Genomic DNA, 25,348 nt, shown 5'->3' on the forward strand with positions numbered 1-25,348 from the left:
AAACTGTTAAACTGATACATTGTGAAATTCAATACTATATGGAAAAATTAAAAAACTATATACACGGAGAATGGATAGAAGGAACCGGAAACGGAATCCCGTTATACAATGCCGTTACAGGCGAGCAGGTTGCTGTTTCGGATACGGAAGGGCTTAATTTTGAGCAGGCTCTTGACTATGGGAGAACAGTCGGCTACAAAAACCTTTCTTCCATGACTTTCTACGACAGAGGCGAGATGCTGAAGAAAGTAGCCCTTTACCTTTTGGAAAGAAAGAAAAAATATTACGAATTATCATATAAAACAGGAGCTACCCATGCAGATTCGTGGGTAGATATAGAAGGAGGTTTCGGTACCTTCTTTACCTATTCCGGACTGGCCAAAAGAATGCTTCCGAACACACCGTTTTGGGTAGATGGGGAAACTCAGAAGATTTCGGCCAACGGTACTTTCTTAGGAACTCACATTCTGACACCAAGTGAAGGGGTTTCCATACAGATTAATGCTTACAACTTTCCTGTTTGGGGAATGCTTGAAAAACTATCAACGTCATTATTGGCAGGAGTTCCATCTATTGTAAAACCGTCACCATTCGGGTCTTATCTTACCAATGCTGTTTTTCAGGACATGATCGAAAGCGGTGTCTTACCTGAAGGAGCGGTTCAGTTGGTTTGCGGTGAGCCTGGAAATATCCTTGATTATGTTCAAGATGGTGATTCCGTACTGTTCACTGGTTCAGCCAACACAGGAAGAAAGCTTAAGTCTTTGCCATCTGTGGCCGGAAATGCAGTCCGTTTCAATATGGAGGCAGATTCCCTGAACTGTTCGATTCTTGGTCTGGATGCAAAACCGGGCACCCCGGAATTTGATCTGTTCATCAAAGAAGTAAGAAACGAAATGACTACCAAAGCAGGACAGAAATGTACAGCGATCAGAAGGATTATTGTTCCTGAGCACCTGATTGGAGATGTGCAGAATGCTTTATCCAAAGCTTTGGATCAAACTAAGATCGGGAATCCATTAAGCAGAGAAACCAGAATGGGATCTTTGGTTGGGAAACAGCAGTATGATGAGGTGGTAAGAAAAGTAAATATTTTAAAATCCGAAACAGAACTGATATATGACGGAAAACACGAGCTTGTAGATGCCAATTATGATAACGGAGCATTTATGAGTCCGAAATTATTCCTTAACGATAAGCCTTTCGAGAAAAATATCTCTCATGATGTAGAAGCCTTCGGACCTGTTTCTACATTAATGCCTTACAAAGATGCAGAAGAAGCGGCAGCTCTTGCAAAAAGAGGTAAAGGAAGTCTCGTAGGCTCTATTATTTCTCATGATGAGAACTTTATTGCTGAAACTTCATGGAAAATGGCTTCCCAGCACGGAAGAATTTTTGTGCTGAACAGGGATAATGCTAAAGAAAGTACAGGTCACGGTTCTCCACTTCCTACCCTGATGCACGGAGGTCCGGGAAGAGCAGGAGGAGGTGAGGAAATGGGCGGATTGAACGGTCTTCATTTCTTTCTTCAGAAAACAGCCATTCAAGGTTCACCGGATGTTTTGAAAGCGATTACAAAAATTTATCAGCAGGGTGCGGAGAAAAAGTTCTCAGACAAACATCCGTTCCAGAAATACTTTGAAGAAGTTGAAATCGGAGATTCATTGGAAACAGCAGGAAGAACGGTTACCGATGCGGATATCGTTAATTTCTCCAATGTTTCATGGGATCATTTCTACGCTCATACCGATGCTACAAGTTTAACGGGAACTATTTTTGATAAAACGGTTGCCCATGGATATTTTATTCTCTCTGCAGCAGCGGGATTGTTCGTTTCCGGTAAAAAAGGACCGGTTATTGCCAATTACGGACTCGAAAACTGTTCATTCTTTAAACCGGTGTATGCAGGAGATACCATCACCGTTTATTTAACAGCCAAAGAAAAAATCAACAGAGGAGTAAAAGGGAGAAACATTCCTTCCGGTGTTGTAAAATGGCTGGTTGAAGTGGTAAATCAAAGAGATGAAATCGTTTGTGTCGCAACCATTCTGACACTCGTGGCCAAACATTCTCCATTTATCGACCTCAACGTGAAAAATGTAGGTAAAATATTGAATGGCCTGTCAGAAAATGCCCAGCCTAATTGGGGGAAAATGTCACCTCAGCAAATGATTGAGCATCTGGAGCATGGTGTTCTGGTAAGTTTAGGAGAACCGGAGGCTGAAAAATGCTTCACACCGGAAGAACAGCTGGAAAAATGGCAGGATTCCCTTTACAATCATAGAAAAATGCCAAAAGATTTCCCGGCCCCGTTCCTGGCTGAAGACGAAACTTTACTCGAATTGAAACATAAAAATCTTGAAGCTGCCAAACAGTCTTTCCTTGATAATTTAAAAAGATTTTCAATTTATTACAAAGAAAATCCACAGGCCGAACATATGAATTATGTATTCGGAAAGCTGAATAAAGAAATGTGGGAGCTGATGCACAAAAAGCATTTTACCCACCATTTTGAACAGTTTGGACTGATTTAAAGAATCATCAATAGTGCAATTAATAGCCGCAGCCCAAAAATTGGGCTGCGGCTTTATTATCGGTTTACATGACAGTTTTGGGAGGTTGTTTTGATTTTGAATACCTTAAATAAAAATAGACAATAGCAGGTAAAACCAATATCTGAAACAGAAATACAAATAAGGATAAGATACCTTCAAGCTTATGGTTATTGGCTTTTATAAGAATTTGAGCGCCCAGTGGTCCGGCCGAAAAGACTACAATATTAAAAAGATTCCAGCCCAGATGAAGGCTTATGGGAAGATAGAGTGATTTTGTTTTTGCGAAGGCAAAAGCCAACATCCATCCAAAAATACCGGTCATTAGAAAAATAATACCCATCTGAAACGGATTGCCAAAAGAATTAAAGGAAAACCAGTGATAAATGCCAAAACACGCTGCAGAGAGAATACATGCTTTCTGAATGCCAATTTTTTCTATGGCTAAATATAGTAAAGCTCCTCTGAAGATGAGTTCTTCAAATAATACAGACTTTACAGTAAACCACACACCTGCCATTAAAGTCCGGAATGTCAGTTGATCATTAGCGATCCAGCTGTTATTGGCAAATGTTACCGCCATCACCTGATAAAGCGAACAACAGATAGCTGCTAAAAAAATCCTGCGGTAAAGTGCTTTATTCTTTCCGGGGACAGCTTAAGTCCAAGGACAGATAGGTTTTTTCCTGCGATGAATCGAAGGAGGAGCCAGGAAATTATAAGCTCAATAATAATTCCGATCATGGTAAAGTAGTTTTTTTGAATAAAAGATAAAGCTATATTCTTCGAAAACTAAGTTAATGAAAATATTGAAATTCAGATAGTAACGTTTTGAAACAGTAGTTAAAAATTTAAGAACCAACAAAGAATTTGATTTCGACAGGATAAATAGGTATTTTTAAGACTTCAACCTATCATAAAAATAAATAATGGACGAAAGCTGGGTGCAAAAATGGAAAGAGGTAAAAGATATTCTTACCTGTCCTGTAGATTTGGAAAACTATTTTACTTCAGATGAAATTCTGGAACAGAAGATGGAGGTAATGGAAATTGGAAATGTTTCTCTGCCTTCCGGTAAAATACTTGTAAGAGATCCGTTGGTTTTTCTTAACTCTGGTGAGAAGCCCTATTTTGTACAGGCTCCGAAAGGAAATTTTCCTGTAAAGATCGCGGTTGTAAAATCAGAAGAATGGGGGGATCGTTACGCCGTGGTAAAAGTAGAGTTCACCATGCAGAAACCTGTGCTGTACAGGGAAGCCTTGATTGGGATAGAAAATCTTGAAGGATTAAATGAAGGAGACTATTTCGGGTTCATGGTTGATGCCGGATTGGGCTGCATTACAGATGCGGATGTGCTTCCTTATTTTGATAAGTTTCTCACTGATTTGAATGTTGAAAACATTTATGACGATTATTTTGCAGAGCAGTTTGCAAAAAGTTATAAAGAAAATCCGGAAAACCAAAGAGAGCTGGGAGACTGGATCAACTGGACGGTTCCCAATACAGATTATCATATTCCAATGTTTGCAAGCGGTTTCGGAGATGGATGTTACCCTGTTTATTTTGCATATGATGAAAAAGATGAGATCTGTGGATTGTACATCCAGTTTATCGATATTGAGCTGGCATTGTCTGATGAAGAGGAAGAAGATGAATAAAACATTTGCCGATAAAGTTATAGAATTCAATATAAACCTAAAGTTTTCAGGACATCTTCCTGAAGGCTTCGAAGTGATGAATCCATATCTGGACAGTCCGGAAACGGTGAAGGTTATGCGGGAATTTTATCATAAATATTATAATGACCACAACCGGAGAAAATTTATTATCGGAATCAATCCCAGCCGGCATGGAGCGGGAGTGACCGGGGTTCCTTTTACAGATACCAAAAGACTGGAAAGCATCTGTGGCATAAAAATGAATTCGGCCCGTACCCATGAAGTTTCCTCGGTTTTTGTTTATGATATGATTGATCAATATGGTGGAGCAGAAGAATTTTATAAGGATGTTTACATCAATTCACCTTTTCCGCTGGCTATCGTAAGAAAAGCGAAAACAGGCTGGCTGAATGCCAATTATTATGATGATAAAAATCTTTTTGAAGCAGTAAAAGACTTTATGATAGACTCTCTGAAGAAGCACATCAGCTTGGGTGTAGATACTTCTGAAGTTTTTGTACTTGGGAAAAAGAATTCAGAATTTATTTCGAAGCTGAATAAAGAAGCTCAGTTATTTGAGAAAATGACCGTACTCGAACATCCCAGATATATCCAGCAGTATAAAACAAAAGAAAAACAGCTATATATTGACAAATATATTTTAGCATTGAAAAAATAGCTGTTAATTGCATTATTGAATCTTAACCATGATTATTTTTCCTGTTCATACAAAATTTAAATACACCTGGCGTGCTTATCAGAAGAGATTTCTCGATAATTTGGATGGACTTCTTACCGATCGACATCTGCACGTCACTGCACCTCCTGGTTCCGGAAAAACAGTCTTAGGACTGGAAGTTATGTTGAGGCTTAATCAACCTACTCTTATTATAGCGCCAACTTTAGCCGTCAAAAATCAGTGGGTTCAAAGATTCTGCGAACTTTTTCTGGATACAGAAACCGTCCCCGACTGGATCTCAGGTGATATTAAAAATCCCAGACTTATTACTGTAACCACTTATCAGGGAATTCATGCAGCATCAGGTTTTCATGATGACGAAGAAACGGAAATTAATAAAAAATCAAAGAAGGTTTCCTTAGGTGAAATTATAAAGAAACTGCAGAAGCAGAAAGTCAAAACCTTTATTTTTGACGAAGCTCACCATCTTAAAAATGCATGGTGGAGAAGTTTGATGGAACTAAAAGCAGCGATAGATCCTGTCGTTATATCTCTCACTGCAACTCCGCCTTTTGATGTTTCAGGCTCCGAATGGCAAAAGTATATTCAGCTGAACGGTCCTATAGATGCCGAGATTTCCGTTCCAGAATTAATGATTGAGGGTGATCTCTGCCCGCATCAGGATTTGGTATATTTTACATTGCCATCCTATGAAGAACAGCAGAAAATAGAACATTATCATACCCAGGCAGAGGTCTTTTTTAAAGAAATTGAAAATGATAACATTCTTCTCAATGCATTGGAACAGCATCCGGTGTATCAACAACCAATGGAACATCTGGAATGGATCTATGAAAATATTTCCTCTTATACTTCTGGACTTGTTTATCTTCATTTTAGAAAAAAAGAAATCTCTGAGATCCACTTTAAGATCATTGGCGATCAGCATCAGTACATTCCGGAATTTGATTTTTTCTGGCTCGAAGAACTTCTCGATTTTTATCTGGTTGTAGACGAGATAAATTTTAAAAATGAAGAAGAACACCGTACTACTTTAGGCAACAGATTAAAAAGACAGGGATTTCTGGAGAAAAAGACCATTAGTTTTTTTAACAATAAAAATTTAATTCAGATCCTTAATTCGAGTATTGAGAAGCTTCACGGTATCAAAAGTATTGTAGAATTTGAGTTTTCGGTTCTCAAGGAAAATTTGAAAATGGTGATCCTGACTGATTTTATAAAAAAGAATACGTAAGCACAGAAACAGAAAATAATCTGCCGCTTGATAAAATAGGAGCAATCCCAATATTCGAAAAACTAAGAAGAGATAATTCTCAAAATAAAAAAATTGGAGTTCTGACAGGAAGTATCATTATTATCCCGGCAACTGCAAAAGACAAAATAAATGAGTTGTGCGGCAGAAAGGGGATATTGGAAATTTCATTTTCGCCTCTTCATTATGATCAAGGCTACGTCCAGATCAATCTTACGGAACAGATAAAACATGATATCATCCATATCATTACCGAAATTTTTCAGCAGGGTTACATTCAGATTTTGATTGGAACAAAAGCTTTATTGGGGGAAGGGTGGGATGCTCCCAAAATGAATACCTTAATTCTCGCCAGTTTTGTGAGTTCATTTGTTCTTTCCAACCAGATGAGAGGAAGAGTGATTAGAATAGATAAAGACACTCCTCAAAAGACAGGAAATATATGGCATCTCGTATGTTTCGATCCAAAAAGTGAGAATGGTGGGCAGGATATGGACATTGTGAAGAAGAGATTCAAAACCTTTGTAGGAATTTCCACTCGGGAGGATTCCTCTATTGAAAATAATTTTGAAAGACTTCATATCAAGACTATCGAAAAAGAAGATGAAATCCCATCCATCAATCAGGAAAGTTTTTCTTTGGCTAAAAATAGAGAGTTTTTATCACAACGGTGGAAATCGGCTTTAGATAGAGGAAATATTCTTATCGAAGAAATTAAGATTCCTTCTGAAGATATGAAAGCAGTAAAAAACATGAAGATGACCTATCTGGGAAAAATGACTTCAGCTCTTTCCAAAGTTATGATTTCATCCGTTTTGCTCTTTTGGCATGACCTTCTTTTAGGGATACTGAAAAATATCAGGGGAATTGATTCTATCAGGAATTTTTTCTGGATTGTACTTTTGTTTGGAGGATTGGGATTTGTGATCTATGGCGGAAAGTTTTACCGGGCATTAAGACAATATCTGAAATACAGAAATGCAGCCGGATATATGAGACTTATTGGTGAAGTTGTTCTGAGGTCCTTGATCTATGAACGAATTATTACAAATGTTCCTGAAAAGCTACAAGTAATAAGCTCAGGATCTAAAAGTGATACATTCTGTTATCTGAAAGGTGGAAGCCATTACGAAAAATCTCAGTTTATTCAGATTTTGCAGGAGGTTATTTCTAAAATTGATAATCCACGATATCTTCTTAAACAACAGGCTAAGTTTTTTTTATTAAGAAAAGTATATATTATCCTGTACCTGAAGTTTTTGCCAAAAATAAAAAAAGCGCTGATCTGTTTGCTAAAAACTGGAATGAAAAGATCGAGAAATCTGAGTTGATATTTACCCGAACTATTGAAGGGCGGCAGATTTTATTACAGTTAAGGTTTCAATCTTTGATAAAAAGAAATGTAAGAATTGAACATCTTCATAAATGGACAAGATAAAGTAAAATCCCCGGAATGACCCGGGGGATTTTTCATTTATGCATTTAGAATCTTTAGCGCACAAATCGCTTATGAAAAATTTTACTTTTTGATAATCTTGGAAGATCCTGAAGATGTTTTAAGAATATAAACACCATTCGAAAGTTCCGAAACGTCTGCCTGATTATTTCCTTTCCTCACCTCTAATTTTTTCAGCAATTTACCGTCCTGGCTGTAAATTTCTGCTTGTCCGTTTTCTTCCGTTGTAATGATAAAAGGTCCATTAGTTGGGTTAGGATAGATGTATATTTCTTTTTCGAAACTGCCGTTTCATTCGTTGCCAGCACTATATTGCTGTCTTTTACCCAGGTAAAGGCATCAAACCCTGCATATCTGAAATTACCGCCTAAGGTAATCCGTAGCTCATCAATCACTATATTCGAATAATTCTGGCCATTCAGATTGGTAAGGTCAATAAGAGTATATCCATTAGTGGAGCCCAGTGACGTTGCAAAACCGGTTGTTTTTGTCTGTGTAAACTTCGTGATACCGCTCAGCTTTCCCGTAATGGTAAGGGTGCCGGCTACATTCAGATCCAGATTAAGGGCAGACAGGTACATCCAGAAGCGATTGACTTTAAATAAATTGGATGTAGTTTTTATACTGAATGAAGGAGGCGAAGCAGCATCATTGGAATTATCAATATACCTGTTATCGTTAGCTGTTCCGTTCCAGCCTGTACCCGGATAATTACCCTGGATATCAAAAGTCCCTACATGGGAGATAATGTTAAAAATCACTCCATTGTCTGTGAAGCTCGAACTTCCATGAGATTCGGTTTCAAATTGTTCTGTGCTGGTCTGCCCGAAAGACAGTAAAGATATGAGCAGACTGCAAACGGTTAAAAAAATAGATCTTTTCATGATTTAGGTTTTAAATGGTTTCTAACTGCGAGGTGGATAAATACCTTCTACGCAAATGATATAATTTAGCCCTAAGAAAGGCGGCATATTGTTTACCGGAATACTCTGTCCCGTATAAGAAATTGATTTTACATTAATAGCAGTATCAGGATCGGCCTGTACAAAGCTTGGTACGGCAGTAAAATCCCTTCCTACCTGATTCCCTGTTATGGCAATTGAGGTACTTGCAGAAGGAGTAGATGTTGTAGCATTTGCATTAGCTACCTTTAATTGAAATCCTCCCATGCTTGGCATGTTTTGTTGAAGAAGTGTATTCTGCTCTGTTCCGGAAACGATTCCCAGAGGATAAGACTTACCGGTATTCATATTTCCTGCTCCCAGAGCCATACGTCCGATCAGATTAGGCAGTGCGAAAGTAGATATCCCGTCACCCCCGTACGTTGTTCCCAATAAAGAAAATAGTGCAGAGTTTTGAGAAATACTCAATATACTGCCGTCGCAGAACATCCAGCCTCTTGGTGCAAAATTGCCTGCAAATAGTTTTACGATTCCCATGTACTCATCCATGATAATATTTTTTTCAGTTTTAAAATTTTCCTACTCTGTTCTCTGGGCTTTTCGGATACCGCCTTTAACTGTAAGTTTGATAAGTCAAAGGAACAATATATAGAAAGGCAGTACTAGAGTAGAAAATACCAAATTGGGGAGTCCGTATTTATACGTAGTAGTGATTTATTTTTCCTGATGAAAAGAGGTTTTTATTATGAGAAAATGCGGATATTGAACAGATACATTTTAATCTGGAATTTATGTTCCATAATTTCTCCGGAAAGGCGGTATTTAGTATTTTTGTAAGAATCCAATTAAAATAAAAATGAACGAATTCGTAGCATCAGAAATTAAAAACAATATTGCCGAAATTACCTTCGGAACTCCCAAAAGCAATTCCCTTCCGGGAGCTATTTTAGAAAAGCTGGCTCAGACCATTCTGGATGAAGGAGCTAAAGAAGAAGTGAAAGCTATTCTGGTAAAAAGCGAAGGAGAAAAGGCATTCTGTGCAGGAGCAAGTTTTGACGAGCTTTTAGCAATTGAAGAATTAGAGGCTTCCACAAAATTTTTCGGAGGCTTTGCTAAAGTTCTTAATGCAATGAGAAACTGCGGAAAAATTGTTGTGGTAAGAGTTCAGGGAAAAACTACAGGCGGTGGAGTAGGTATTGCCTGCGGTGCAGATTACTGTTTTGCTACTAAAGATTCAGCTCTGGCACTTACGGAGATTAATTTGGGAATCGGGCCTTTCGTAATCGGGCCTTATGTGGAAAGAAAAATCGGGAAATCACAGTTCGCTGCAATGGCGATTGATGCAGATTTCAGATCAGCAGAATGGGCGGAACAGCATAACGTTTACCATTCCGTATCGGAAAATATCCAGGAAATGGATTCCAAACTGGAAAAATTTATGCAGACGCTGGCTTCCAGAAGCAGTGATGCTTTAGCTTTGATCAAAAAAGTATCCTGGGAAGGAACCGATCATTTCAATGAACTGATGCCGGCAAGAATTCACATGAGTGCAAGCCTGATCCTTGAAGATTCTGCTAAAAAAAATATTGAAGGAATTAAAGAAAGATTAAGAGCGAAATAATCTTTTTCATTATACATTATTAAAACCGCTGATTATTTCAGCGGTTTTTTGTTTGACAAGAAATCACTGAAATTTTAAAAAAATATTTTGCAGATTAAAATTAAATTATAACTTTGTAATTCAAAGTTCTTTTTATGGATTCGAAAAACTATCACGAAGACTTATCTCACATCCGTTCCATGATGGAGCGGTCTTCCAGATTTATTTCATTGAGCGGACTGTCAGGTGTTTTTGCAGGGCTGGCTGCGCTGATCGGTGCCGGATACGTGTATTTTGTTTTCCAAAGGGAAGGAATTGACTATTTTGATGGTGACAGGAACTTTTTCAGTCCTGCATTAGTTAAAGAACTTGTACTTACCGGTGCAGTGATTTTGATGACAGCTTTATTGAGCGGTTATATTTTTACAGCCAATAAAAGCAAGAAGAAAGGCCAGAAGATCTGGGATGCCACAACGAAGCGTTTACTTGTAACCTTTGCCGTTCCTTTGGTAACAGGCGGAGTTTTCTGTCTTGCGCTTCTTTTTCACCATCTGTTCGTATGGGTTGCCCCGGCTACATTGATATTTTACGGAATTGCCCTGGTCGCCGCAGAAAGATATACTTTGACGGATATTAAATATCTTGGATACTGTCAGATCATTTTGGGCCTCATTTCCCTCTTCTTTTTAGGCTGGGGACTCCTGTTTTGGACCATTGGTTTTGGAATTTTACATATTGTGTATGGGCTGATCATGCATAAAAAATATAAATAAAGATTAAATTTGCAGGATTTAAGAAAAACCTCTTAAATTTTCTGCAGCTACTGACTTACTATGATAAAGATCAATCAACTCAATAAAGAATTCGAAAGCCGTGTAAGACTGGGGATTATGTCCGTTCTTATGGTCAACGACTGGGTTGATTTTTCTGAAATGAAAGGACTTCTGGAAATTACGGACGGTAACCTTGCCAGCCATAGCAATGCCCTTGAAAAGTCAGGATATATTGAAGTAAAAAAGAATTTGTAGGTAAAAAGCCTAAAACCTCCTACCGTGTTACCCAAAATGGAAGACAGGCTTTTAACGAACATCTGGATGCCCTTGAAAAATTATTGGGACGATAAGTTCTATATTTTTTTGAAAATTAACTTTGAAATACAAAGTGCTTTATAAAATAAAATTAAATAAAATGATGACACAAAAACAAAAAACAATCACGATTTATGCCCTTCCATTGGCTTTACTGTGTATTCCATTGCTGGGAAATGTATTTTCTAAAGAATTCAATTGGTCAGCTTCAGATTTTCTGGTAGCAGGTGCTTTACTTTTTACAGCCGCTTTTATGATCAATCTGGTCAGAAGTAAAATCAAGAAGCAAAGTCAGAGAATCCTGACCTGTATTGTTATTCTACTGACTCTTGCATTAATCTGGGCTGAACTGGCAGTAGGGATTTTCGGAAGTCCTTTCGCAGGAAGTTAAAAGCTGCTTTTCTTTTCACTTATGACAAGGAAAAAATTTATTAAAAGGCTGATGCAGCTTTCCCTTTTAGGAGTTTTTCCGGGTTTGTATTCCTGGCAGATAGAACCTTTTTGGGTAGAATTCGTCCATAGAAAGCTTCCTATTAAAAATCTGCCTGAAGCACTACATGGAAAAATACTGATGCAAATATCAGATCTGCATGTAGGAGACCGTTTCGACTGGAATTTTCTGATTGAATCCTTTCAGAAAGCCAATCAATTTAACCCTGATTTTGTAGTATATACGGGAGATTTTGTCAACCACGGTACTCCGGAAGAACAGAAAGATTTGAAGAAAGTAATGAGCCATGCAGTCCATGGGAAACTATCGACTTTTGCAATTTTAGGCAATCACGATTACGGAAAAAGCTGGAACGATACGGAATGTTCAGAAAAAGTCTGCGATACTCTCGAAAGCTTTGGAATCCGGATGCTGAAAAATAGCAGTGAAGAAAGCCACGGACTCAATTTTATAGGTTTTGAAGACTTGTGGTCCCCCAATTTCTATCCGGAAAAAGTAATGGGAAATTATGATCCCTCCAAAGCCCACATTGTACTCTGCCATAATCCGGATGCCTGCGACAGGGATGTATGGAACGGGTATAAAGGTTGGATTCTGAGTGGTCACACCCATGGCGGACAGTGCAGAATCCCGGGTGTTATCACCCCTCTTCTGCCTGTGGAAAACCGCAAGTATGTGTCTGGTGAAATAGATCTTCAGGATGGGAGAATGCTGTACATCAACAGGGCGATCGGTCATTCTTTCCAGATCAGATTTATGGTACGCCCGGAAATTACAGTCTTTACTTTAACTAGAGCTTAAAATACAATATAGATGAAAGATCATCAAATAATAAACATCGGGGAATATATTTTCGGATTATGCTTTATGCTCGGAAATATTTGTCTTTTCGGCTATTTAATAACCAGAAATGATGGTTTTGTAGCCTGTGGTTATATGCTCTTAATTTGGGGAACCATTGTAAACCTACTCTTTGTAATTGGATTATTGATTTATGGAATTGCCAGTCAATCTAAACTTAAAGCTTGTCTCAAAGCTATTGGTCTTCTTCTCATCAATATTCCCTTAGCATACCTTTATGCTTTAATAGGAATTAATTTAATATTTAAATAATACATTATGAAAAAAATACGCGTTCAATTTTTGCTGTTTGTCTATGATAAAACCCAAAAAGCTTACAGAAAATATTTTAAAAAGAAAAAAAGGCAGTGGCAGTTCAATGAAGAGCAGCTGCTGAAATTCAAAGAAGATTCTTTAGGAAGAAAGTTGGGAGAGTTTTATAAAAAGCATGGATTTTCAATGATTCCCAAAATGGAAAACCACGATGTGCATCACCTTATTACAGGTTGCGGTACCCAATTCGAAGATGAAATCGCTATGCAATACCTTCTTCTGGGAAATGGTAAACTCAATGCACACCTCCTTGCAGCCATTGTTTTGGGGACAATCATTCTGCCGGAATACCTGAAGCTGTATATAAAAGCCTATAGAAAAGGACAGAGCATGAAGCCATTTTACCACTGGGATTTTGAAAGCCTGTTGTGGCAGAATTTCGATCACCTGAAGGACTATATCCAGCAGAAAGAAACCACAGTTCTATATTAAACAACCGCCATGACGACAACAAAATTTAGCAAAACCGGAAGAACTACCTTTTGGATATCATTTTTATCGGGGAGCTTTTTGCTGGTTTCTTATTTGATAACCAGGGCAGACTTTCTTCTGATATCAGGGTTTTATTTTGTAATCATTGCAGCAGTAATTAATATGCTGGTCCTGCTGTATGAACTTCTGGAATTTCTGAATAATACGTCAGAGAAGAAATCATCCGGGAACTCAGTCCTGCTTCTGCTTGTCAATATTCCCGTAACGATCCTGTATATCTTTATTATTTTGAATTCAAATCCATAGTATTTTTAATTAAATGGCATGGGAAGATTCCATCTTAACATCCTAATCCTTTCTTAATGCTTAATGGTTACAAACTCTTCAATCTTAAATCATGAAAACACATCATTATATATTTCTTACAGCCGCTTTGTTTGTCATCTTGTTCTATGATCAGGAGCCCGGGCTGAATCTTGGCATACTTGGCATTATTTACGCATTGCTTACCCTGTTCAAAACTCCTGATAGAAACAGGACCAGAACTTTTCTGATACTTTTTGTTACCAGTATTCTGTCAAGTCTTGCTTTTGTATGGTTCAGAGATTTTCCGTCCCTGCTGGCGGTTGTAAGTTCCCTTCTGCTGCTGGGTTACCGCTCACGAAACAGAAAGTTGAGAATACTCTTCCTGATTCCCGTTTTTATCATCAACAGCATTACTTCTGTTTTCCGGTTCTTCAGCTTTGATGCATGGCTGCCCAGAAAAAATATTTCGGGCGTATGGCAGAAAACTTTAGCTTTTATCATTATACCATTAGTATTCATCTCCATATTTTTTGGAATTTATTCTGTGGGAAGCGATCATTTTGCTTCTGTTTTCAGGGATTATGAGCTGGATATTAATATATGGCAGGTGCTTGCTCTTTCCGTTCTTGGGTTTTTCATTGCTTTCAACTACTGGAACTATGCCGTGGAAAGATTTATTTATAAAAAGAACCATTTGCTGGATGATGATTTTCAGGATACAGATACAATTCAGAAAGCCACTTACTCCTTTCTTGATCTGGAGGCGGAGAGAACCAGTGGTGTTATTTCCTTCTTTTGCCTGAATATTTTGCTCATATTTTTTATCATCACTTACAATTACGAGCAGTTTTATGAAGTTTCAAAAACACCGGTTCAGCTGTCGGAAGAAACCCACGAAAGAGTTAATGCCGTAATTCTGTCCATTATTATGGCGGTACTCGTGATTATGTTTTATTTTAAATCCGGTTTTAATTTTGATCCTAAAGCCGGACTGCTGAAAATTCTCGCCAAAATCTGGATCGTTCTAAATGCCATTCTCGTATGTTCCGCAGCTTTGAAAAACTATGAATATATCATCAGTTACGGCTATACTTACAAAAGGCTGGGAGTTTTTACTTTTCTACTGTTGGCATTAATTGGGCTGGCTCTTACTTTCATTAAAATTCAGAAGAAAAAAGAAATGTATTCCTGTTCAATACAATGATCTGGTATTTTTATGGAACAATTTTGGCTTGCAGTTATGTGAACTGGGGCGGAATTATTACCTCCCTGAATATGAAACGTAAAGACTTTGCAGTCAGCTATCATCTGGAACAGATTCATTTCAGTGAGAAAAGACTGCTGGAATATGCAGACGAAAAAAGGATCTGCAGCTTAAAAAGAAAGTGCTGGAAAAAATTAAAGCCGAAAAATCCAAAACTTTCCTTTCGAAGATTCTTTACTTTGAAACATTAAAAGAGTAATTATTATGAAAAAATCCTTATTGTTAATTCCATTGATTATTATTTCATGTAAAAAAGAACCAGCCGTAACGGAAACCGTGAACAAGGATTCCGCTGTGGTTACAGAAATGCCGGATTCTGCCACAAAAACAGATTCTGCTGCACTCAGAAAGCAGGATTCAATCATTAACAATGCTCCCGTTACCAAAGAAGTACTGCGCAAAGGCGTGATGAGAAGCGAAAAAGACGGGCAGATCATAAGAACAGCAGATGCTTCACAGCTTCCTTTTACATTAGGGGAGGAATTTACAAAGGACGGACAGGAACTGGTTTTAAAACTAACCCATTATGACAGACCGAATATTAAAGCCAAAATTTCAACCAATGAAAAAGATTTTAATATCAGATTTAATCAGATCAGGCTGCCCAATGGAGATTATGACGGACCTTTCGGAAGAGAAATTACCTACGAAACCAAAGGAACCGGCGAAGTGTGGCTGATCATAGGAAAAAGTAATATGGCTTCCGGTAACACGAAAGGAGGTTTTAATGTAAGTGTAGAATAAGATTCACCATTTTGGTATAATTTCTGCAAACTCAATCCTAAAGTTTAATATTATGAAAAATATATTTTTAATGTCAGCGGCCGTTTCAGTTTTAGCAGTAAGCTGCGGAACCGTACAATCGCTGGTTCAGAATACGTTCCCTTATACAACCAACGTTTTGGTTTCTACGGGAGTACCTACAGATAAAGAAGTTTCTTCCACATCTACTGCTACCAATGTGCAGACATGGTTCGGAGGAAACAATAACGCAAAAATCAAGGATGTAAGAATCTCTGATGCTAAAGTTTCTGTAGTTTCTCCTTCAGGTGGAAACTTAAGTGCAGTAAAATCTGTAAAAGTTTATGTTTCATCTAACGGAACCAGTGAAAGGCTTGTTGCTTCCCGTTCCAATATAACAACGGACTCTTCCAGCTTAAATCTGGATATTAATGACACAGGATATCTGGATGAGGTTGTAAAAAGTACAGGATTAACGGTAAGAACAGTGTATGAGCTGAAAAATCAGACAAGCTCAGATATGACGCTTAAAATAGCGCTTAATTTCAATAGCGTTCCTGCCAACTAATTTGAAAGTTTAAAGTAATAAGGCTGTCCTGAAAAGGGCAGCCTCTTTTTTGAGCTTGCTTTATACAAAGTTTTATTCGGATAGTTTTCTCAATACTTCCATAGCCTTTTCAGTATCTTTCTTATTGACAAAAATATGATCATGATAATAAGCCGCAACTACATTACAGCTGATATTATTCTCAGAAAGAGCTTTGGAAAAGGCAGCAGTTAATCCCACAGCTTCCAGAGAAGAATGTACGGTAAGCGTTATCCATGACATGATAGCAGAATAATCCAGATTTAATGAATCGGCTGTCTCTTTTTTAGAATAACCGTAAATCCTTCCTCTTCCCTGAAGAACATTTCAATCCGGTTCAGATCAATGGCTTCAGTATTTCTGACCGTACAGAAAACATAATCACCTATATTATGTTTAGGCTTCATATTTTTTAAAAGTGTTTCCAAATCTTTTTCTCCATTCATATTTCAGTAAATTAAAGAATACAAGATACCTATTTTGCTGATATAAAATAAGGTGGTCTTAACTTGACCACCTTATTTTTTTATATTATTTTAAAGTTCTTATAATTTAGTAAATTTTTCAACCACTCTTCTTTGTCCTTCCATAATATTGATGATATACTGGCCTGGAAGAAGATCTGCAGTTTCAATTTTTTCATCAGATAAAGCAGATCCTTTTCTGATGGTCCTTCCCTGCATATTGATAATTTCAAAATCCAGTTTTTTATCTTCATTGCTGTGAATGGTGATATGGCTGGTTACAGGATTCGGATAAATTTTAACTTCTAAAGGAAGAGGTACCTCAGCCTTATTGGATTTGACTAAGGAACTACTTTCCAGCTGTAATATGGCATTTTTTACATTAGGAAAAGGCCCAATTTTTTGATTGGCAACGGTACCTCCCTGAGGAATGCCTGTTGATATTAAAAGGTTCTTCATAGCAGCAGGAGTCAAATACTGACCAGTCTTCTGCCGGTAAAAAGACTGGATCAAAGTAGCTGCCGATGCCACCACAGGAGTAGCAGAGCTCGTTCCGCTGAAATAATTGTATGTTCTGTTATTATCGTTGTCGTATTTTTGATACGAGCCATATCCTGCAGCCAGAACGTTGCTTCCCCAGCCCTGTACATCCACGCGGTTTCCGTAAGTACTGAAGCTCAGTTTAGAATGGGTCGTGTTGGGAGAACCTGCCCCTACGATAATAGCTCCGCTGTTTCCTCTGGCCATGTAAGAAGCATAGAAAGGATCATCCAGGTTCTGATTTCCGTTTCCTGCTGCTGCAATAATAATGATTCCGGAATCTGTGGCTGCTTTTGTCAGGTCCCATATTACACTGTCATATTCAGCGGGGCAGTACTGGCCGTCTTTTCCGCCTGTCTGCATTTCGTATAAAATAATATCCCCGGCCTGCGATGCATTGATCGATCTGCTTACTGCTGCAGCCCTGTTGTAGCCCACAGTAGTCCATTCCATATATCCTTTAATTTCTGATGCGCTGTAGGTTGCACCGGAAAGACCGATATTATCTTTCACAGAACCTAAAATACTGACCACAGCAGTTCCGTGATCCCTGTAGTTATTGCCCGATAATCCCGAATTCGGTGAATATCCCGGTTCCAGTTGTATCGAATTTTGATTGGAAAGCATTTCGTGGGTTTTATAAAAGCCGTATTCTACATCACGGATCCGGATATTCTGCCCTGTAATTCCTCTGGACCACGCATATTTCGCATTGATACCGGGATTATCGTTGAGGTAAGTCTGAAGACTTTCAAGATCCGGAGTAGCCACAAAAGCTTTAACGAACGGAGGTTCAACAGGCGTACTGCTCAATACAGAAACATATTCTACCTCCGGAAACTTCTCAAGCGTGCGGGCTGTTCTTTCAGCTTCCTCATGATTTCGGAAAGGAAAGCTTAGTTTGAAGATGCGTTTCAGCTTTTGAACAGATTCACCCGAATTGCCGTTCGCCCTGCTGCTTGCCATCATTTCATCAAGTTTCTTCTCACTGAAGCCGAGATCGTTAATGAATGAAATTTCATTTGTTTTGACAAATTCTGCCAATTCAGGGTTTTTGCTGAGTGCCTCCTTCCCAGAACTGACATCCTTTGAGAAGCACACATAAATGTTAGAACTTAATTGATCGGTTTTCTGCCCGAATGAAAGCACGAAAATGAAAATACATAACGTGAAAAGTCTAATTTTTGTTCTCATAATATCTTATTAAATGGTTGTAAGCCAAATATATAATTTTAATGAGAAATATTAATCACTTTTCTGTGAATTTAGAAAAATATAATTGAAATTTTTAATTTCACTAATATCAGCTTTTCGTGATTGAATCCATAACAATCGTAACAGGGCCGTCATTGACGAGCGATACCTTCATATCCGCACCGAAAATTCCGCTTTCTGTTTTTAATCCTGATTTGGCCAGTTCCTCCTTGAAATAATCAAAAAGAGGAACCGCTTTATCCGGTTTTGCTGCTTTAATGAAAGAGGGGCGGTTGCCTTTTTTATAATCTGCAATTAATGTAAACTGGCTGATGCACAAAATTTCACCGGAAATATCCTTTACAGAAAGATTAAGCTTATCATCTTCATCCCCGAAGATCCTTAAATTCAGAATTTTCTGAACAAGCCAGTCCGCATCCTGCTTTTCATCGTTTTCATCAATTCCGGTCAGAAGCATCAGTCCTTTACCAATTTCCCCGACAATTTTTCCATCTACTTTTACATGAGCTTCGGAAACTCTTTGAATCACAATCTTCATTCTAATAATAAATATTTAATGTTTTGGTGGCAACATCATAGTTGTAAGGATATGTTTTGGGAGGCAGGGAAGTTGCAGCACCGGATTCCGGCTGGCCTGTTCTCAAGATCCAGCGGGTATTGTCCTTAGGACACAGGATACTGATATTATCTTTTACCTCAAGCGTTGTATTGGTATCAGGGCAGATATGGGGTGCATTACGGTCGTAGGCTTTGAATGAATCTCCTACCCGGATTACGATTAATCCTCTTGTCCCGGACTGTTGTTCGTTCACATAAATCCAGCCTCCGTCATAGTTGAGATTATTATAAGCGGGCAGGTTCAGATTTAAAGATACATTGATAGGATTATTGGGAAAGCAGCTCACGGTGTCTTCCCTGCTTCCGCATGAGTTTGTAGTTAAATTGCTGAAAATCAGTAGTGTTAAAATAGACAGGATTGAAAAAGTTTTTTTCATTTCAATTTAAATTTTTATATATTTGTAAAAGTTAAACGATTATAACACGCAAAACATTGTCCGGCAAATGTCGGATTATTTTTTTATACCAAAACTAAATTTTTAAAATTATGGCAAGCTATGTAACAAAGGTGGGACAAGAGAAAATGAAAGCTGAGCTGGAACAGTTGGAAACTGTGGAAAGACCAAAAATTACCCAGCAGATTGCAGAAGCGAGAGATAAAGGAGATTTATCTGAAAATGCTGAATACGATGCTGCTAAAGAGGCTCAGGGTATGCTTGAAATGAGAATTTCCAAGCTTAAGGATGCTATTGCAAATTCCAAGATCATAGATGAAAGTCAACTAGATACTTCAAAGGTTTCAATCCTTACTACGGTTAAACTTAAAAACAATGCAACCAATCAGGAGCAGGTGTTTACCTTAGTGCCGGATAATGAAAGCGACCTTAAAACAGGAAAAATTTCTGTGAATACCCCGATCGCTAAAGGATTACTTGGAAAAGTGATAGGTGAGACTGCGGATATTACATTACCAAACGGAAACAAACTGTCTTTCGAAGTATTGGACATTACTCTTTAGACCACTGAAATTAACTTCAACTTTAAAATTTAACTTCTGAAAATGAGCAGTATATTCACAAAGATCATCAACGGTGAAATTCCTTCATACAAAATTGCTGAAGACGATAATTTTGTAGCATTTCTTGATGCAATGCCTTTGGTGAAAGGGCATACACTGGTAGTTCCCAAAAAGAAGTTGACCTGATCTTTGATCTGGAAAGTGAAGAATATAAAAACCTTTGGGGATTTGCCCAGAAGGTTGCCAAAAAAGTAAAAAATGCAGTTCCCTGCGTAAGAGTGGGAGTAGCTGTAGTAGGACTTGAAGTTCCTCATGCCCATATCCATCTTATTCCCTTGAACAAAATGGAAGACATGAACTTCAGAAATGAGAGACTGAAATTAACAGACGAAGAATATAAAGAGATCCAAAACTCAATTATTAATTCTTAAAAGCATAAAATCGTAAAAAAGAAATTTTTTACGATTTTCTTTAACATATATTATATAGTATGAATTCAAACCAATGTTCTTTCTGCGGCAGAAAAAGAAATGAAGTACAGATGCTTATTTCGGGGCAGAGCGGCTTTATCTGCGAAAACTGTATCGAACAGGCGCATGTTATCGTAAAAGACAGCATTTCTAAGACAGGATCTTCTCCTGCAGCCAATATAGAAGAACTTAAGAAACCGAAAGAAATCAAAGAATTCCTGAACCAATATGTCATCGGGCAGGATCAGGCTAAAAAACAGCTTTCGATTGCCGTATACAATCATTATAAAAGACTGCTTCACGCTCAGGACGAAAACAGAGAAGTAGAGCTGGAAAAATCGAATATCATTATGATAGGCGAAACCGGAACAGGAAAAACTCTTCTGGCAAAAACTATTGCAAGAGAGCTTAACGTTCCTTTCTGTATCGTAGATGCTACGATTCTTACAGAAGCAGGTTATGTAGGAGAGGATGTGGAAAGTATCCTTTCCAGACTTCTTATGGTGGCTGATTATGACGTGGAAAAAGCAGAAAGAGGAATTGTATTTATTGACGAGATCGATAAAATTGCAAGAAAATCAGACAACCCGAGTATCACAAGAGATGTTTCAGGGGAAGGGGTACAGCAGGGATTGCTGAAACTTCTTGAAGGAAGCATTGTGAATGTTCCGCCTCAGGGAGGAAGAAAACATCCTGACCAGAAATACATCCAGGTGAATACCCAGAATATCCTGTTCATTGCAGGTGGTGCTTTTGACGGGATCAAAGAGATCATCGAAAGAAGAATGAATAAACAGGCTATAGGATTCAGCTCGGAAAAAATCAATAAAACTGATGAAGAAGAATATATATTAACCCATATCAACGCAATCGATCTTCGTTCTTTCGGATTAATTCCTGAGCTTTTAGGAAGATTTCCGATTATTACCTATCTGGATAAACTTACCAAAGAGACGATGGTGAGAATTATGAAGGAACCTAAAAACTCGATCATCAATCAGTTTGTAGAGCTTTTCAAAATGGATGGCACGAATTTGGTCTTCACGGATGGAGCTATTGAAAAGATCGTAGAAGAGACCATAGAAAAAGGATTGGGTGCCAGAGGTTTAAGAGGTACAACAGAAAAAGTATTGGAAGACTACATGTTTTCAATAGGTGAAGAAAAAGAAATCGTATTAACGGAAGATAATATTTTTGTTAATAAATAAAATATTTTTTTTCTTTCAAAAAAATCTTACCTTTGCGGGTGAAGATTGTATTAACACACAAATAATTTATACAATGAGAAAAAGTTTATTTGCTATAGGTCTTTTAGCAATTAGTTATTCTGTTCAGGCGCAGATACTATGTCATATTGACACTAATGCTAATATGTATGTAAGCGAAGGCACCCTTGTTTATAGCGGTGGAGGTGTACAAACAAGAGATAATGGTCTTTTGGATGTTCATGGAAACGTTATGATCGTAGGTACGGCCGGGGATGCTTTGAAAACTATTGACGCCGTTGGTGGGGCTAAAACCGATGGTGGAAATATTATTTTAAGGCTCAACACTCCCACAGCTACTGACGACGTATCTACTTACGGACAATTATATGTTGATGGTTTAGCCCAAACCGATATCACCGGAGTTGTAAGTAAGGAATTCAGAACCAAGAAAAATGGTACTGGAAATTATTACCAACAGGTTGGTTTACCTTTCTTTGGTAAAACCCTTAGTAGTTTATCCACTGAATTGGGTAAAACATTTGGTACCGTAAGAAGAAGCCAGAATGAAATTCTAAAATGGAATAATACTGGAGCCGTAGCTGATCATTATACAAGTTTAGCAACTACTACCAGCAATGGTTCAGAGTATTATATGCTTGGATCTAATAATAATAATTTAGATGTAAGCAGTGCTATGCATACTGTTAATGGTCGTCCTTATGCAACATTTGCTTCCGCTGCAACTCTTCAAAATGGAGGTAACGTTACATTTGGCCCAGGTGGTACAGCAATTAACGGATACAATGAAAGATACAACACGTATCTTCAGGATCAGTTTGAGAACTCTGCCACTCCTTGGGGAGGAACTTACGGTAAAAACATTTACCAGTTCGGAAACCCTTTCTTAACTAACGTAGATTTATCAAGAATAGGATATGTAGAACCTGCAACCGGAGGAGTTACTGATGGAAATAACATCACTAATATCTGGGGAGTAAGATATGACCCTGGAACTGTAGTAGTAGGTTCACAAGGCAATGCATACAGTTCAGGAGCATTGATCACGACTTATGACGTAACTTCACACATCCCTGTTGGAGATGTAAGTGTAATGATCAAGCCAATGCAGACTTTTGTTCTGAAATTGAGAGATAATTCTGCCCAAACATTAAATTTCAATACCCTTAGAAGATTTAACAGTACCTCAAGAGCGGAAACCGTTGATTACAGCGTTACTGCTGCCAGAAATGCCAATGGAAAAGTTGGCGAAGGTACAATAAAACAACTTGGAGTTATTGGTTTAGATGTTAACGGAAATGAAATTGCAAGAACATATTACGTAGTTTCACCTAATGCTGTAACAGGTCACCAGACTTCTGTAGCAACTACGGTTCAGGCAACAGCAGGAAGTAACATTATCGGTACATTTGAAGAAGCTTTAAACGGTGGTTATGATACTAACTATACAGGACAGTATTGGTTATACATTAATGAGGCCAATGAAAGCAACTTCAAAGGTAAAAATGTTAAACTTGTAAATTATGATACTGGTAAAGTAAAATCGTATAAATTCGAAATAAGAGAAAACGGACAATTAGTTCCAACAGGTACTCATCTATTGTCTGCAGGAATTGGTTTCTACTATAAAGCATCAAACGGTACTTTGCAGCCGGCGACACAAGATGGTATTGCTTCTAATGTTGTTGCATCTTACGATTTATATTATGGTGAGCCTAGTAATGTGGTATTGGCTACAAAAGAAACAGCCGAACCATCAAGAACAATAGTAGTATATAATCCAGCGGTTACTAACTACATTGTTAGATTTGATCCAAACTGGAAAAAAGCAGATATTGAAGTTTATGATATGAGCGGTAAACTGGTTATCTCTAAAAAAGCAGTTGATGCATCTAGAGATTTTGTAATTGAGCTTGATAGCGCAGTTAAAAATTCTTACGTTGTAAAAATTGTTTCTGATAAAGGAGAAACCGTTAACACTAAAATCTTAAAATAAATATTATGAAAACTATTAATAAACTAGTACTTGCTCTTTTCTTTTTCGGAACACTATTGGTCAAGGCAGATGAAATACCACCAGCACCAGGCGGTGGAGGTACCGGAGGTGTAGGACCGGGAGGAGTAGCATCACCTATTGATATGTATGTTTATTTACTGTCTATTGTAGCAGTAGTATTCATTATATACTTTGCAAAGAATTTAAAGAGCCAAAAAGCTTAAAAATTTTATTAAAATAATATTAAACTCTCTGATTAGTCAGAGAGTTTTTTTATTTTTACCTTATGAAAAAGATATATATATTATCTGCAGTATTAGCTGCATTTTCCCTACAGGCTCAGTTTACAGTTACAATTCAGACCCCTGCGGAATTTAAAGATCAGGATGCTATTCTATATACATTAAACGGTTCGAAAGACATCATCGTTACCAAAGAACAAAGCAAGAACAATACATGGACCTTCAAATATCCCAGCCACTATATGGGAATGATGAAAGTGTATTTTCCGGCTTCAAATAATGCGGTCAACTTTGTTTCGGAGAATAAAAATGTAAATATCAAAATGGATGTTCAGAATAACAAAGTCAAAGATGTAATCTATCTTGATGAAGTGAATGATCTGATGAGCAAGCAACAGGAAGGCTCCCAAAAGAAAGACCTTATCCTTCCGGCCCTGGCACAGATAAAAGAATATTATAAAGACAATACAGACTTCGGGAAAGCCCTGAAAACTGAAATAGAAAGACTTGCCGGAATGAATACGGCTATTGATGCCAGTCAGCATCCGTTTATTTCTTATTATACTACCAATTACAACAAGTTCCTGTCTAACTCTGCAGATCCTGCTAAAAAAGTTACCCAGGACGATATTGTGAACTTCCTGGATAAATCCAATGATATGCTTGAATCTTCTTCCCTCTTAAGACCGGTTTTAGTGGCTTATCTTAATTCAGGAGGAAATACCAATGTAGGAGGTTCTGTAGATACGCTTTTAGACCGTTTAAAGGTGGAAACTCCAAGAGGGCAGACGGTTTTATCGGAACTCATCGATATCTTTGATGCGTACGATATGGAAGAGTTTAAAACCAAATATCTTACACTCGCCAAAAACCTTAAATGCACAATTAATGACAGGCTTGCATCTACTTTAAAGTCCAATGCAAATGTTGAAATTGGAGCAGCATTTCCTAATGTTAAATTTCAGTCTCCGGCAAACACATCTGCAAAGTCACTATATGATGTAAAAGCCGATAAAAAAATAATTGTTTTCTGGTCATCTACATGCTCTCATTGTGAAAGTGAGCTGCCTCAGCTTTTGGCAAAATACAATGATTTGAAAGGTAAAAATATACAGATTGTAGGTTTATCCTTAGATGTAGATAAAAACTCATATACCCAAAAAATTGCTGCCTTCCCTTGGATCAATGATTCCGAATTAAGAGGATGGAACAGCAGTTATGTAGATACGTACAATGTTCATGCAACTCCGACGTATTTTATTTTAGATGCTAACAATAAGATTATCAATAAGCCAGACCATGTGGGGAATGTTTTGGAATATTTTAAGCTAAAATAATTTTGGTGGTAAACAAATATTTTCTATATTTGCACCACCAAAACGGCGAGGTAGCTCAGTTGGTTAGAGCGCAGGATTCATAACCCTGAGGTCACGGGTTCAATTCCCGTCTTCGCTACAA

General features: G+C 37.8%; 30 protein-coding genes, 1 tRNA gene and 2 pseudogenes. 24 read left to right on the forward strand and 9 right to left on the reverse strand.

Annotated features, from left to right (window positions below):
- Window positions 1–38 precede the first annotated feature (38 nt).
- A complete protein-coding gene (gene paaZ, locus N4G44_RS05340; RefSeq protein ID WP_474924952.1) occupies window positions 39–2,534 on the forward strand; it encodes a phenylacetic acid degradation bifunctional protein PaaZ in 2,496 nt (831 codons plus the stop codon).
- 64 nt (window positions 2,535–2,598) lie between these two features.
- Here the strand turns inward: paaZ and N4G44_RS05345 are convergent, their stop codons facing one another.
- Entirely contained in the window at window positions 2,599–3,135 is a 537-nt protein-coding gene (locus N4G44_RS05345; RefSeq protein WP_474925056.1) for a CPBP family intramembrane glutamic endopeptidase, read from the reverse strand.
- 346 nt (window positions 3,136–3,481) lie between these two features.
- Between N4G44_RS05345 and N4G44_RS05350 the strand changes: the two genes are divergently transcribed.
- The 4 genes from N4G44_RS05350 (at window position 3,482) to N4G44_RS05365 (ending at window position 7,493) form a co-directional block, all read left to right on the forward strand.
- A complete protein-coding gene (locus tag N4G44_RS05350) occupies window positions 3,482–4,210 on the forward strand; it encodes a DUF4241 domain-containing protein (protein WP_474924953.1) in 729 nt (242 codons plus the stop codon).
- Complete coding sequence (locus tag N4G44_RS05355; RefSeq protein WP_474924955.1) at window positions 4,203–4,889, forward strand: SMUG2 DNA glycosylase family protein; 687 nt, start codon at window positions 4,203–4,205, stop codon at window positions 4,887–4,889. Before N4G44_RS05350 ends, N4G44_RS05355 begins: the two co-directional genes overlap by 8 nt.
- Before the next feature lie 28 nt (window positions 4,890–4,917).
- Window positions 4,918–6,144: a DEAD/DEAH box helicase gene (locus N4G44_RS05360; protein WP_474924957.1), complete on the forward strand. Its 1,227-nt coding sequence runs from the start codon at window positions 4,918–4,920 to the stop codon at window positions 6,142–6,144.
- A 176-nt stretch (window positions 6,145–6,320) separates the two neighbouring features.
- Window positions 6,321–7,493 carry a hypothetical protein gene (locus N4G44_RS05365; protein ID WP_474924958.1) on the forward strand — a complete coding sequence of 391 codons (1,173 nt, stop codon included), beginning with the start codon at window positions 6,321–6,323 and terminating at the stop codon, window positions 7,491–7,493.
- A 188-nt stretch (window positions 7,494–7,681) separates the two neighbouring features.
- Here N4G44_RS05365 and N4G44_RS05370 read toward each other — a convergent pair whose 3' ends face one another.
- The 3 genes from N4G44_RS05370 to N4G44_RS05380 are packed head-to-tail and all read right to left on the reverse strand — an operon-like array spanning window position 7,682 to window position 9,069.
- Window positions 7,682–7,888 carry a T9SS type A sorting domain-containing protein gene (locus N4G44_RS05370; protein ID WP_474925058.1) on the reverse strand — a complete coding sequence of 69 codons (207 nt, stop codon included), beginning with the start codon at window positions 7,886–7,888 and terminating at the stop codon, window positions 7,682–7,684.
- Entirely contained in the window at window positions 7,792–8,502 is a 711-nt protein-coding gene (locus N4G44_RS05375) for a T9SS type A sorting domain-containing protein (RefSeq protein ID WP_474924959.1), read from the reverse strand. Before N4G44_RS05375 ends, N4G44_RS05370 begins: the two co-directional genes overlap by 97 nt.
- Before the next feature lie 21 nt (window positions 8,503–8,523).
- Window positions 8,524–9,069, reverse strand: coding sequence for a phage tail protein (locus tag N4G44_RS05380; RefSeq protein WP_474924960.1), 546 nt, complete (start codon window positions 9,067–9,069; stop codon window positions 8,524–8,526).
- A 307-nt stretch (window positions 9,070–9,376) separates the two neighbouring features.
- Between N4G44_RS05380 and N4G44_RS05385 the strand changes: the two genes are divergently transcribed.
- From N4G44_RS05385 to N4G44_RS05440, 12 genes and pseudogenes are all read left to right on the forward strand, one after another.
- Entirely contained in the window at window positions 9,377–10,141 is a 765-nt protein-coding gene (locus N4G44_RS05385) for an enoyl-CoA hydratase/isomerase family protein (RefSeq protein ID WP_474924962.1), read from the forward strand.
- Between the two features lie 134 nt (window positions 10,142–10,275).
- Window positions 10,276–10,893, forward strand: a complete 618-nt coding sequence (locus N4G44_RS05390) for a hypothetical protein (RefSeq protein ID WP_474924964.1) — start codon at window positions 10,276–10,278, stop codon at window positions 10,891–10,893.
- 60 nt (window positions 10,894–10,953) lie between these two features.
- A pseudogene (locus tag N4G44_RS05395) lies at window positions 10,954–11,243 on the forward strand (winged helix-turn-helix domain-containing protein).
- A 65-nt stretch (window positions 11,244–11,308) separates the two neighbouring features.
- The gene (locus tag N4G44_RS05400; protein WP_474924965.1) at window positions 11,309–11,599 is read left to right on the forward strand and encodes a hypothetical protein; all 291 of its coding nucleotides are present in this window, start codon (window positions 11,309–11,311) and stop codon (window positions 11,597–11,599) included.
- A 21-nt stretch (window positions 11,600–11,620) separates the two neighbouring features.
- Window positions 11,621–12,460: a metallophosphoesterase gene (locus tag N4G44_RS05405; RefSeq protein WP_474924966.1), complete on the forward strand. Its 840-nt coding sequence runs from the start codon at window positions 11,621–11,623 to the stop codon at window positions 12,458–12,460.
- 12 nt (window positions 12,461–12,472) lie between these two features.
- On the forward strand, window positions 12,473–12,772 hold the full coding sequence (locus tag N4G44_RS05410; protein ID WP_474924967.1) for a hypothetical protein: 300 nt from the start codon (window positions 12,473–12,475) through the stop codon (window positions 12,770–12,772).
- A gap of 6 nt (window positions 12,773–12,778) precedes the next feature.
- A complete protein-coding gene (locus tag N4G44_RS05415) occupies window positions 12,779–13,264 on the forward strand; it encodes a Coq4 family protein (protein WP_474924968.1) in 486 nt (161 codons plus the stop codon).
- Between the two features lie 9 nt (window positions 13,265–13,273).
- Entirely contained in the window at window positions 13,274–13,570 is a 297-nt protein-coding gene (locus N4G44_RS05420; RefSeq protein WP_474924969.1) for a hypothetical protein, read from the forward strand.
- Window positions 13,571–13,661: 91 nt separating this feature from the next.
- Window positions 13,662–14,774, forward strand: coding sequence for a DUF4153 domain-containing protein (locus tag N4G44_RS05425; RefSeq protein WP_474924970.1), 1,113 nt, complete (start codon window positions 13,662–13,664; stop codon window positions 14,772–14,774).
- Entirely contained in the window at window positions 14,771–15,025 is a 255-nt protein-coding gene (locus tag N4G44_RS05430; protein WP_474924971.1) for a hypothetical protein, read from the forward strand. Before N4G44_RS05425 ends, N4G44_RS05430 begins: the two co-directional genes overlap by 4 nt.
- Before the next feature lie 13 nt (window positions 15,026–15,038).
- On the forward strand, window positions 15,039–15,578 hold the full coding sequence (locus N4G44_RS05435; protein WP_474924973.1) for a hypothetical protein: 540 nt from the start codon (window positions 15,039–15,041) through the stop codon (window positions 15,576–15,578).
- 52 nt (window positions 15,579–15,630) lie between these two features.
- Window positions 15,631–16,143: a hypothetical protein gene (locus tag N4G44_RS05440; RefSeq protein WP_474924974.1), complete on the forward strand. Its 513-nt coding sequence runs from the start codon at window positions 15,631–15,633 to the stop codon at window positions 16,141–16,143.
- A 72-nt stretch (window positions 16,144–16,215) separates the two neighbouring features.
- Here N4G44_RS05440 and N4G44_RS05445 read toward each other — a convergent pair whose 3' ends face one another.
- From N4G44_RS05445 to N4G44_RS05465, 5 genes are all read right to left on the reverse strand, one after another.
- The gene (locus N4G44_RS05445) at window positions 16,216–16,404 is read right to left on the reverse strand and encodes an ACT domain-containing protein (protein ID WP_474924976.1); all 189 of its coding nucleotides are present in this window, start codon (window positions 16,402–16,404) and stop codon (window positions 16,216–16,218) included.
- 20 nt (window positions 16,405–16,424) lie between these two features.
- Entirely contained in the window at window positions 16,425–16,568 is a 144-nt protein-coding gene (locus N4G44_RS05450) for an ACT domain-containing protein (protein WP_474924979.1), read from the reverse strand.
- A 138-nt stretch (window positions 16,569–16,706) separates the two neighbouring features.
- A complete protein-coding gene (locus tag N4G44_RS05455; RefSeq protein ID WP_474924982.1) occupies window positions 16,707–18,359 on the reverse strand; it encodes a S8 family peptidase in 1,653 nt (550 codons plus the stop codon).
- A gap of 109 nt (window positions 18,360–18,468) precedes the next feature.
- Window positions 18,469–18,918: a D-aminoacyl-tRNA deacylase gene (gene dtd, locus N4G44_RS05460; protein ID WP_040993744.1), complete on the reverse strand. Its 450-nt coding sequence runs from the start codon at window positions 18,916–18,918 to the stop codon at window positions 18,469–18,471.
- A gap of 1 nt (window position 18,919) precedes the next feature.
- Window positions 18,920–19,375: a Rieske (2Fe-2S) protein gene (locus tag N4G44_RS05465; RefSeq protein ID WP_474924983.1), complete on the reverse strand. Its 456-nt coding sequence runs from the start codon at window positions 19,373–19,375 to the stop codon at window positions 18,920–18,922.
- A 110-nt stretch (window positions 19,376–19,485) separates the two neighbouring features.
- Here N4G44_RS05465 and greA point away from each other — a divergent pair, with 110 nt between their 5' ends.
- From greA to N4G44_RS05500, 7 genes and pseudogenes are all read left to right on the forward strand, one after another.
- Window positions 19,486–19,956: a transcription elongation factor GreA gene (greA, locus tag N4G44_RS05470; RefSeq protein WP_040993748.1), complete on the forward strand. Its 471-nt coding sequence runs from the start codon at window positions 19,486–19,488 to the stop codon at window positions 19,954–19,956.
- 42 nt (window positions 19,957–19,998) lie between these two features.
- A pseudogene (locus N4G44_RS05475) lies at window positions 19,999–20,387 on the forward strand (HIT family protein).
- 59 nt (window positions 20,388–20,446) lie between these two features.
- Entirely contained in the window at window positions 20,447–21,634 is a 1,188-nt protein-coding gene (clpX, locus tag N4G44_RS05480; RefSeq protein ID WP_474924985.1) for an ATP-dependent Clp protease ATP-binding subunit ClpX, read from the forward strand.
- A gap of 73 nt (window positions 21,635–21,707) precedes the next feature.
- Entirely contained in the window at window positions 21,708–23,648 is a 1,941-nt protein-coding gene (locus N4G44_RS05485; RefSeq protein WP_474924986.1) for a T9SS type A sorting domain-containing protein, read from the forward strand.
- A 5-nt stretch (window positions 23,649–23,653) separates the two neighbouring features.
- Window positions 23,654–23,872 carry a signal peptidase gene (locus tag N4G44_RS05490; protein ID WP_474924987.1) on the forward strand — a complete coding sequence of 73 codons (219 nt, stop codon included), beginning with the start codon at window positions 23,654–23,656 and terminating at the stop codon, window positions 23,870–23,872.
- Between the two features lie 62 nt (window positions 23,873–23,934).
- Complete coding sequence (locus N4G44_RS05495; RefSeq protein WP_474924988.1) at window positions 23,935–25,227, forward strand: TlpA family protein disulfide reductase; 1,293 nt, start codon at window positions 23,935–23,937, stop codon at window positions 25,225–25,227.
- A gap of 44 nt (window positions 25,228–25,271) precedes the next feature.
- Window positions 25,272–25,345: transfer RNA gene (locus tag N4G44_RS05500), tRNA-Met, on the forward strand.
- Window positions 25,346–25,348 lie beyond the last annotated feature (3 nt).

It is taken from the genome of Chryseobacterium sp. GTID13 (assembly GCF_056172655.1).

What these genes read in the sequence shown, in the direction of transcription:
- N4G44_RS05415 (WP_474924968.1), top strand. Translation starts at nt 12,779, where the DNA reads ATGAAAAAAATACGCGTTCAATTTTTGCTGTTTGTCTATGATAAAACC.
- N4G44_RS05350 (WP_474924953.1), top strand. Translation starts at nt 3,482, where the DNA reads ATGGACGAAAGCTGGGTGCAAAAATGGAAAGAGGTAAAAGATATTCTT.
- N4G44_RS05390 (WP_474924964.1), top strand. Translation starts at nt 10,276, where the DNA reads ATGGATTCGAAAAACTATCACGAAGACTTATCTCACATCCGTTCCATG.
- N4G44_RS05360 (WP_474924957.1), top strand. Translation starts at nt 4,918, where the DNA reads ATGATTATTTTTCCTGTTCATACAAAATTTAAATACACCTGGCGTGCT.
- dtd (WP_040993744.1), bottom strand. Translation starts at nt 18,918, where the DNA reads ATGAAGATTGTGATTCAAAGAGTTTCCGAAGCTCATGTAAAAGTAGAT.
- N4G44_RS05490 (WP_474924987.1), top strand. Translation starts at nt 23,654, where the DNA reads ATGAAAACTATTAATAAACTAGTACTTGCTCTTTTCTTTTTCGGAACA.
- N4G44_RS05465 (WP_474924983.1), bottom strand. Translation starts at nt 19,375, where the DNA reads ATGAAAAAAACTTTTTCAATCCTGTCTATTTTAACACTACTGATTTTC.
- N4G44_RS05495 (WP_474924988.1), top strand. Translation starts at nt 23,935, where the DNA reads ATGAAAAAGATATATATATTATCTGCAGTATTAGCTGCATTTTCCCTA.
- N4G44_RS05445 (WP_474924976.1), bottom strand. Translation starts at nt 16,404, where the DNA reads ATGTCATGGATAACGCTTACCGTACATTCTTCTCTGGAAGCTGTGGGA.
- N4G44_RS05385 (WP_474924962.1), top strand. Translation starts at nt 9,377, where the DNA reads ATGAACGAATTCGTAGCATCAGAAATTAAAAACAATATTGCCGAAATT.
- N4G44_RS05345 (WP_474925056.1), bottom strand. Translation starts at nt 3,135, where the DNA reads ATGGCGGTAACATTTGCCAATAACAGCTGGATCGCTAATGATCAACTG.
- N4G44_RS05430 (WP_474924971.1), top strand. Translation starts at nt 14,771, where the DNA reads ATGATCTGGTATTTTTATGGAACAATTTTGGCTTGCAGTTATGTGAAC.
- N4G44_RS05400 (WP_474924965.1), top strand. Translation starts at nt 11,309, where the DNA reads ATGATGACACAAAAACAAAAAACAATCACGATTTATGCCCTTCCATTG.
- paaZ (WP_474924952.1), top strand. Translation starts at nt 39, where the DNA reads ATGGAAAAATTAAAAAACTATATACACGGAGAATGGATAGAAGGAACC.
- clpX (WP_474924985.1), top strand. Translation starts at nt 20,447, where the DNA reads ATGAATTCAAACCAATGTTCTTTCTGCGGCAGAAAAAGAAATGAAGTA.
- N4G44_RS05410 (WP_474924967.1), top strand. Translation starts at nt 12,473, where the DNA reads ATGAAAGATCATCAAATAATAAACATCGGGGAATATATTTTCGGATTA.
- N4G44_RS05425 (WP_474924970.1), top strand. Translation starts at nt 13,662, where the DNA reads ATGAAAACACATCATTATATATTTCTTACAGCCGCTTTGTTTGTCATC.
- N4G44_RS05440 (WP_474924974.1), top strand. Translation starts at nt 15,631, where the DNA reads ATGAAAAATATATTTTTAATGTCAGCGGCCGTTTCAGTTTTAGCAGTA.
- N4G44_RS05420 (WP_474924969.1), top strand. Translation starts at nt 13,274, where the DNA reads ATGACGACAACAAAATTTAGCAAAACCGGAAGAACTACCTTTTGGATA.
- N4G44_RS05355 (WP_474924955.1), top strand. Translation starts at nt 4,203, where the DNA reads ATGAATAAAACATTTGCCGATAAAGTTATAGAATTCAATATAAACCTA.
- greA (WP_040993748.1), top strand. Translation starts at nt 19,486, where the DNA reads ATGGCAAGCTATGTAACAAAGGTGGGACAAGAGAAAATGAAAGCTGAG.
- N4G44_RS05450 (WP_474924979.1), bottom strand. Translation starts at nt 16,568, where the DNA reads ATGAAGCCTAAACATAATATAGGTGATTATGTTTTCTGTACGGTCAGA.
- N4G44_RS05405 (WP_474924966.1), top strand. Translation starts at nt 11,621, where the DNA reads ATGACAAGGAAAAAATTTATTAAAAGGCTGATGCAGCTTTCCCTTTTA.
- N4G44_RS05380 (WP_474924960.1), bottom strand. Translation starts at nt 9,069, where the DNA reads ATGGATGAGTACATGGGAATCGTAAAACTATTTGCAGGCAATTTTGCA.
- N4G44_RS05435 (WP_474924973.1), top strand. Translation starts at nt 15,039, where the DNA reads ATGAAAAAATCCTTATTGTTAATTCCATTGATTATTATTTCATGTAAA.
- N4G44_RS05375 (WP_474924959.1), bottom strand. Translation starts at nt 8,502, where the DNA reads ATGAAAAGATCTATTTTTTTAACCGTTTGCAGTCTGCTCATATCTTTA.
- N4G44_RS05455 (WP_474924982.1), bottom strand. Translation starts at nt 18,359, where the DNA reads ATGAGAACAAAAATTAGACTTTTCACGTTATGTATTTTCATTTTCGTG.
- N4G44_RS05485 (WP_474924986.1), top strand. Translation starts at nt 21,708, where the DNA reads ATGAGAAAAAGTTTATTTGCTATAGGTCTTTTAGCAATTAGTTATTCT.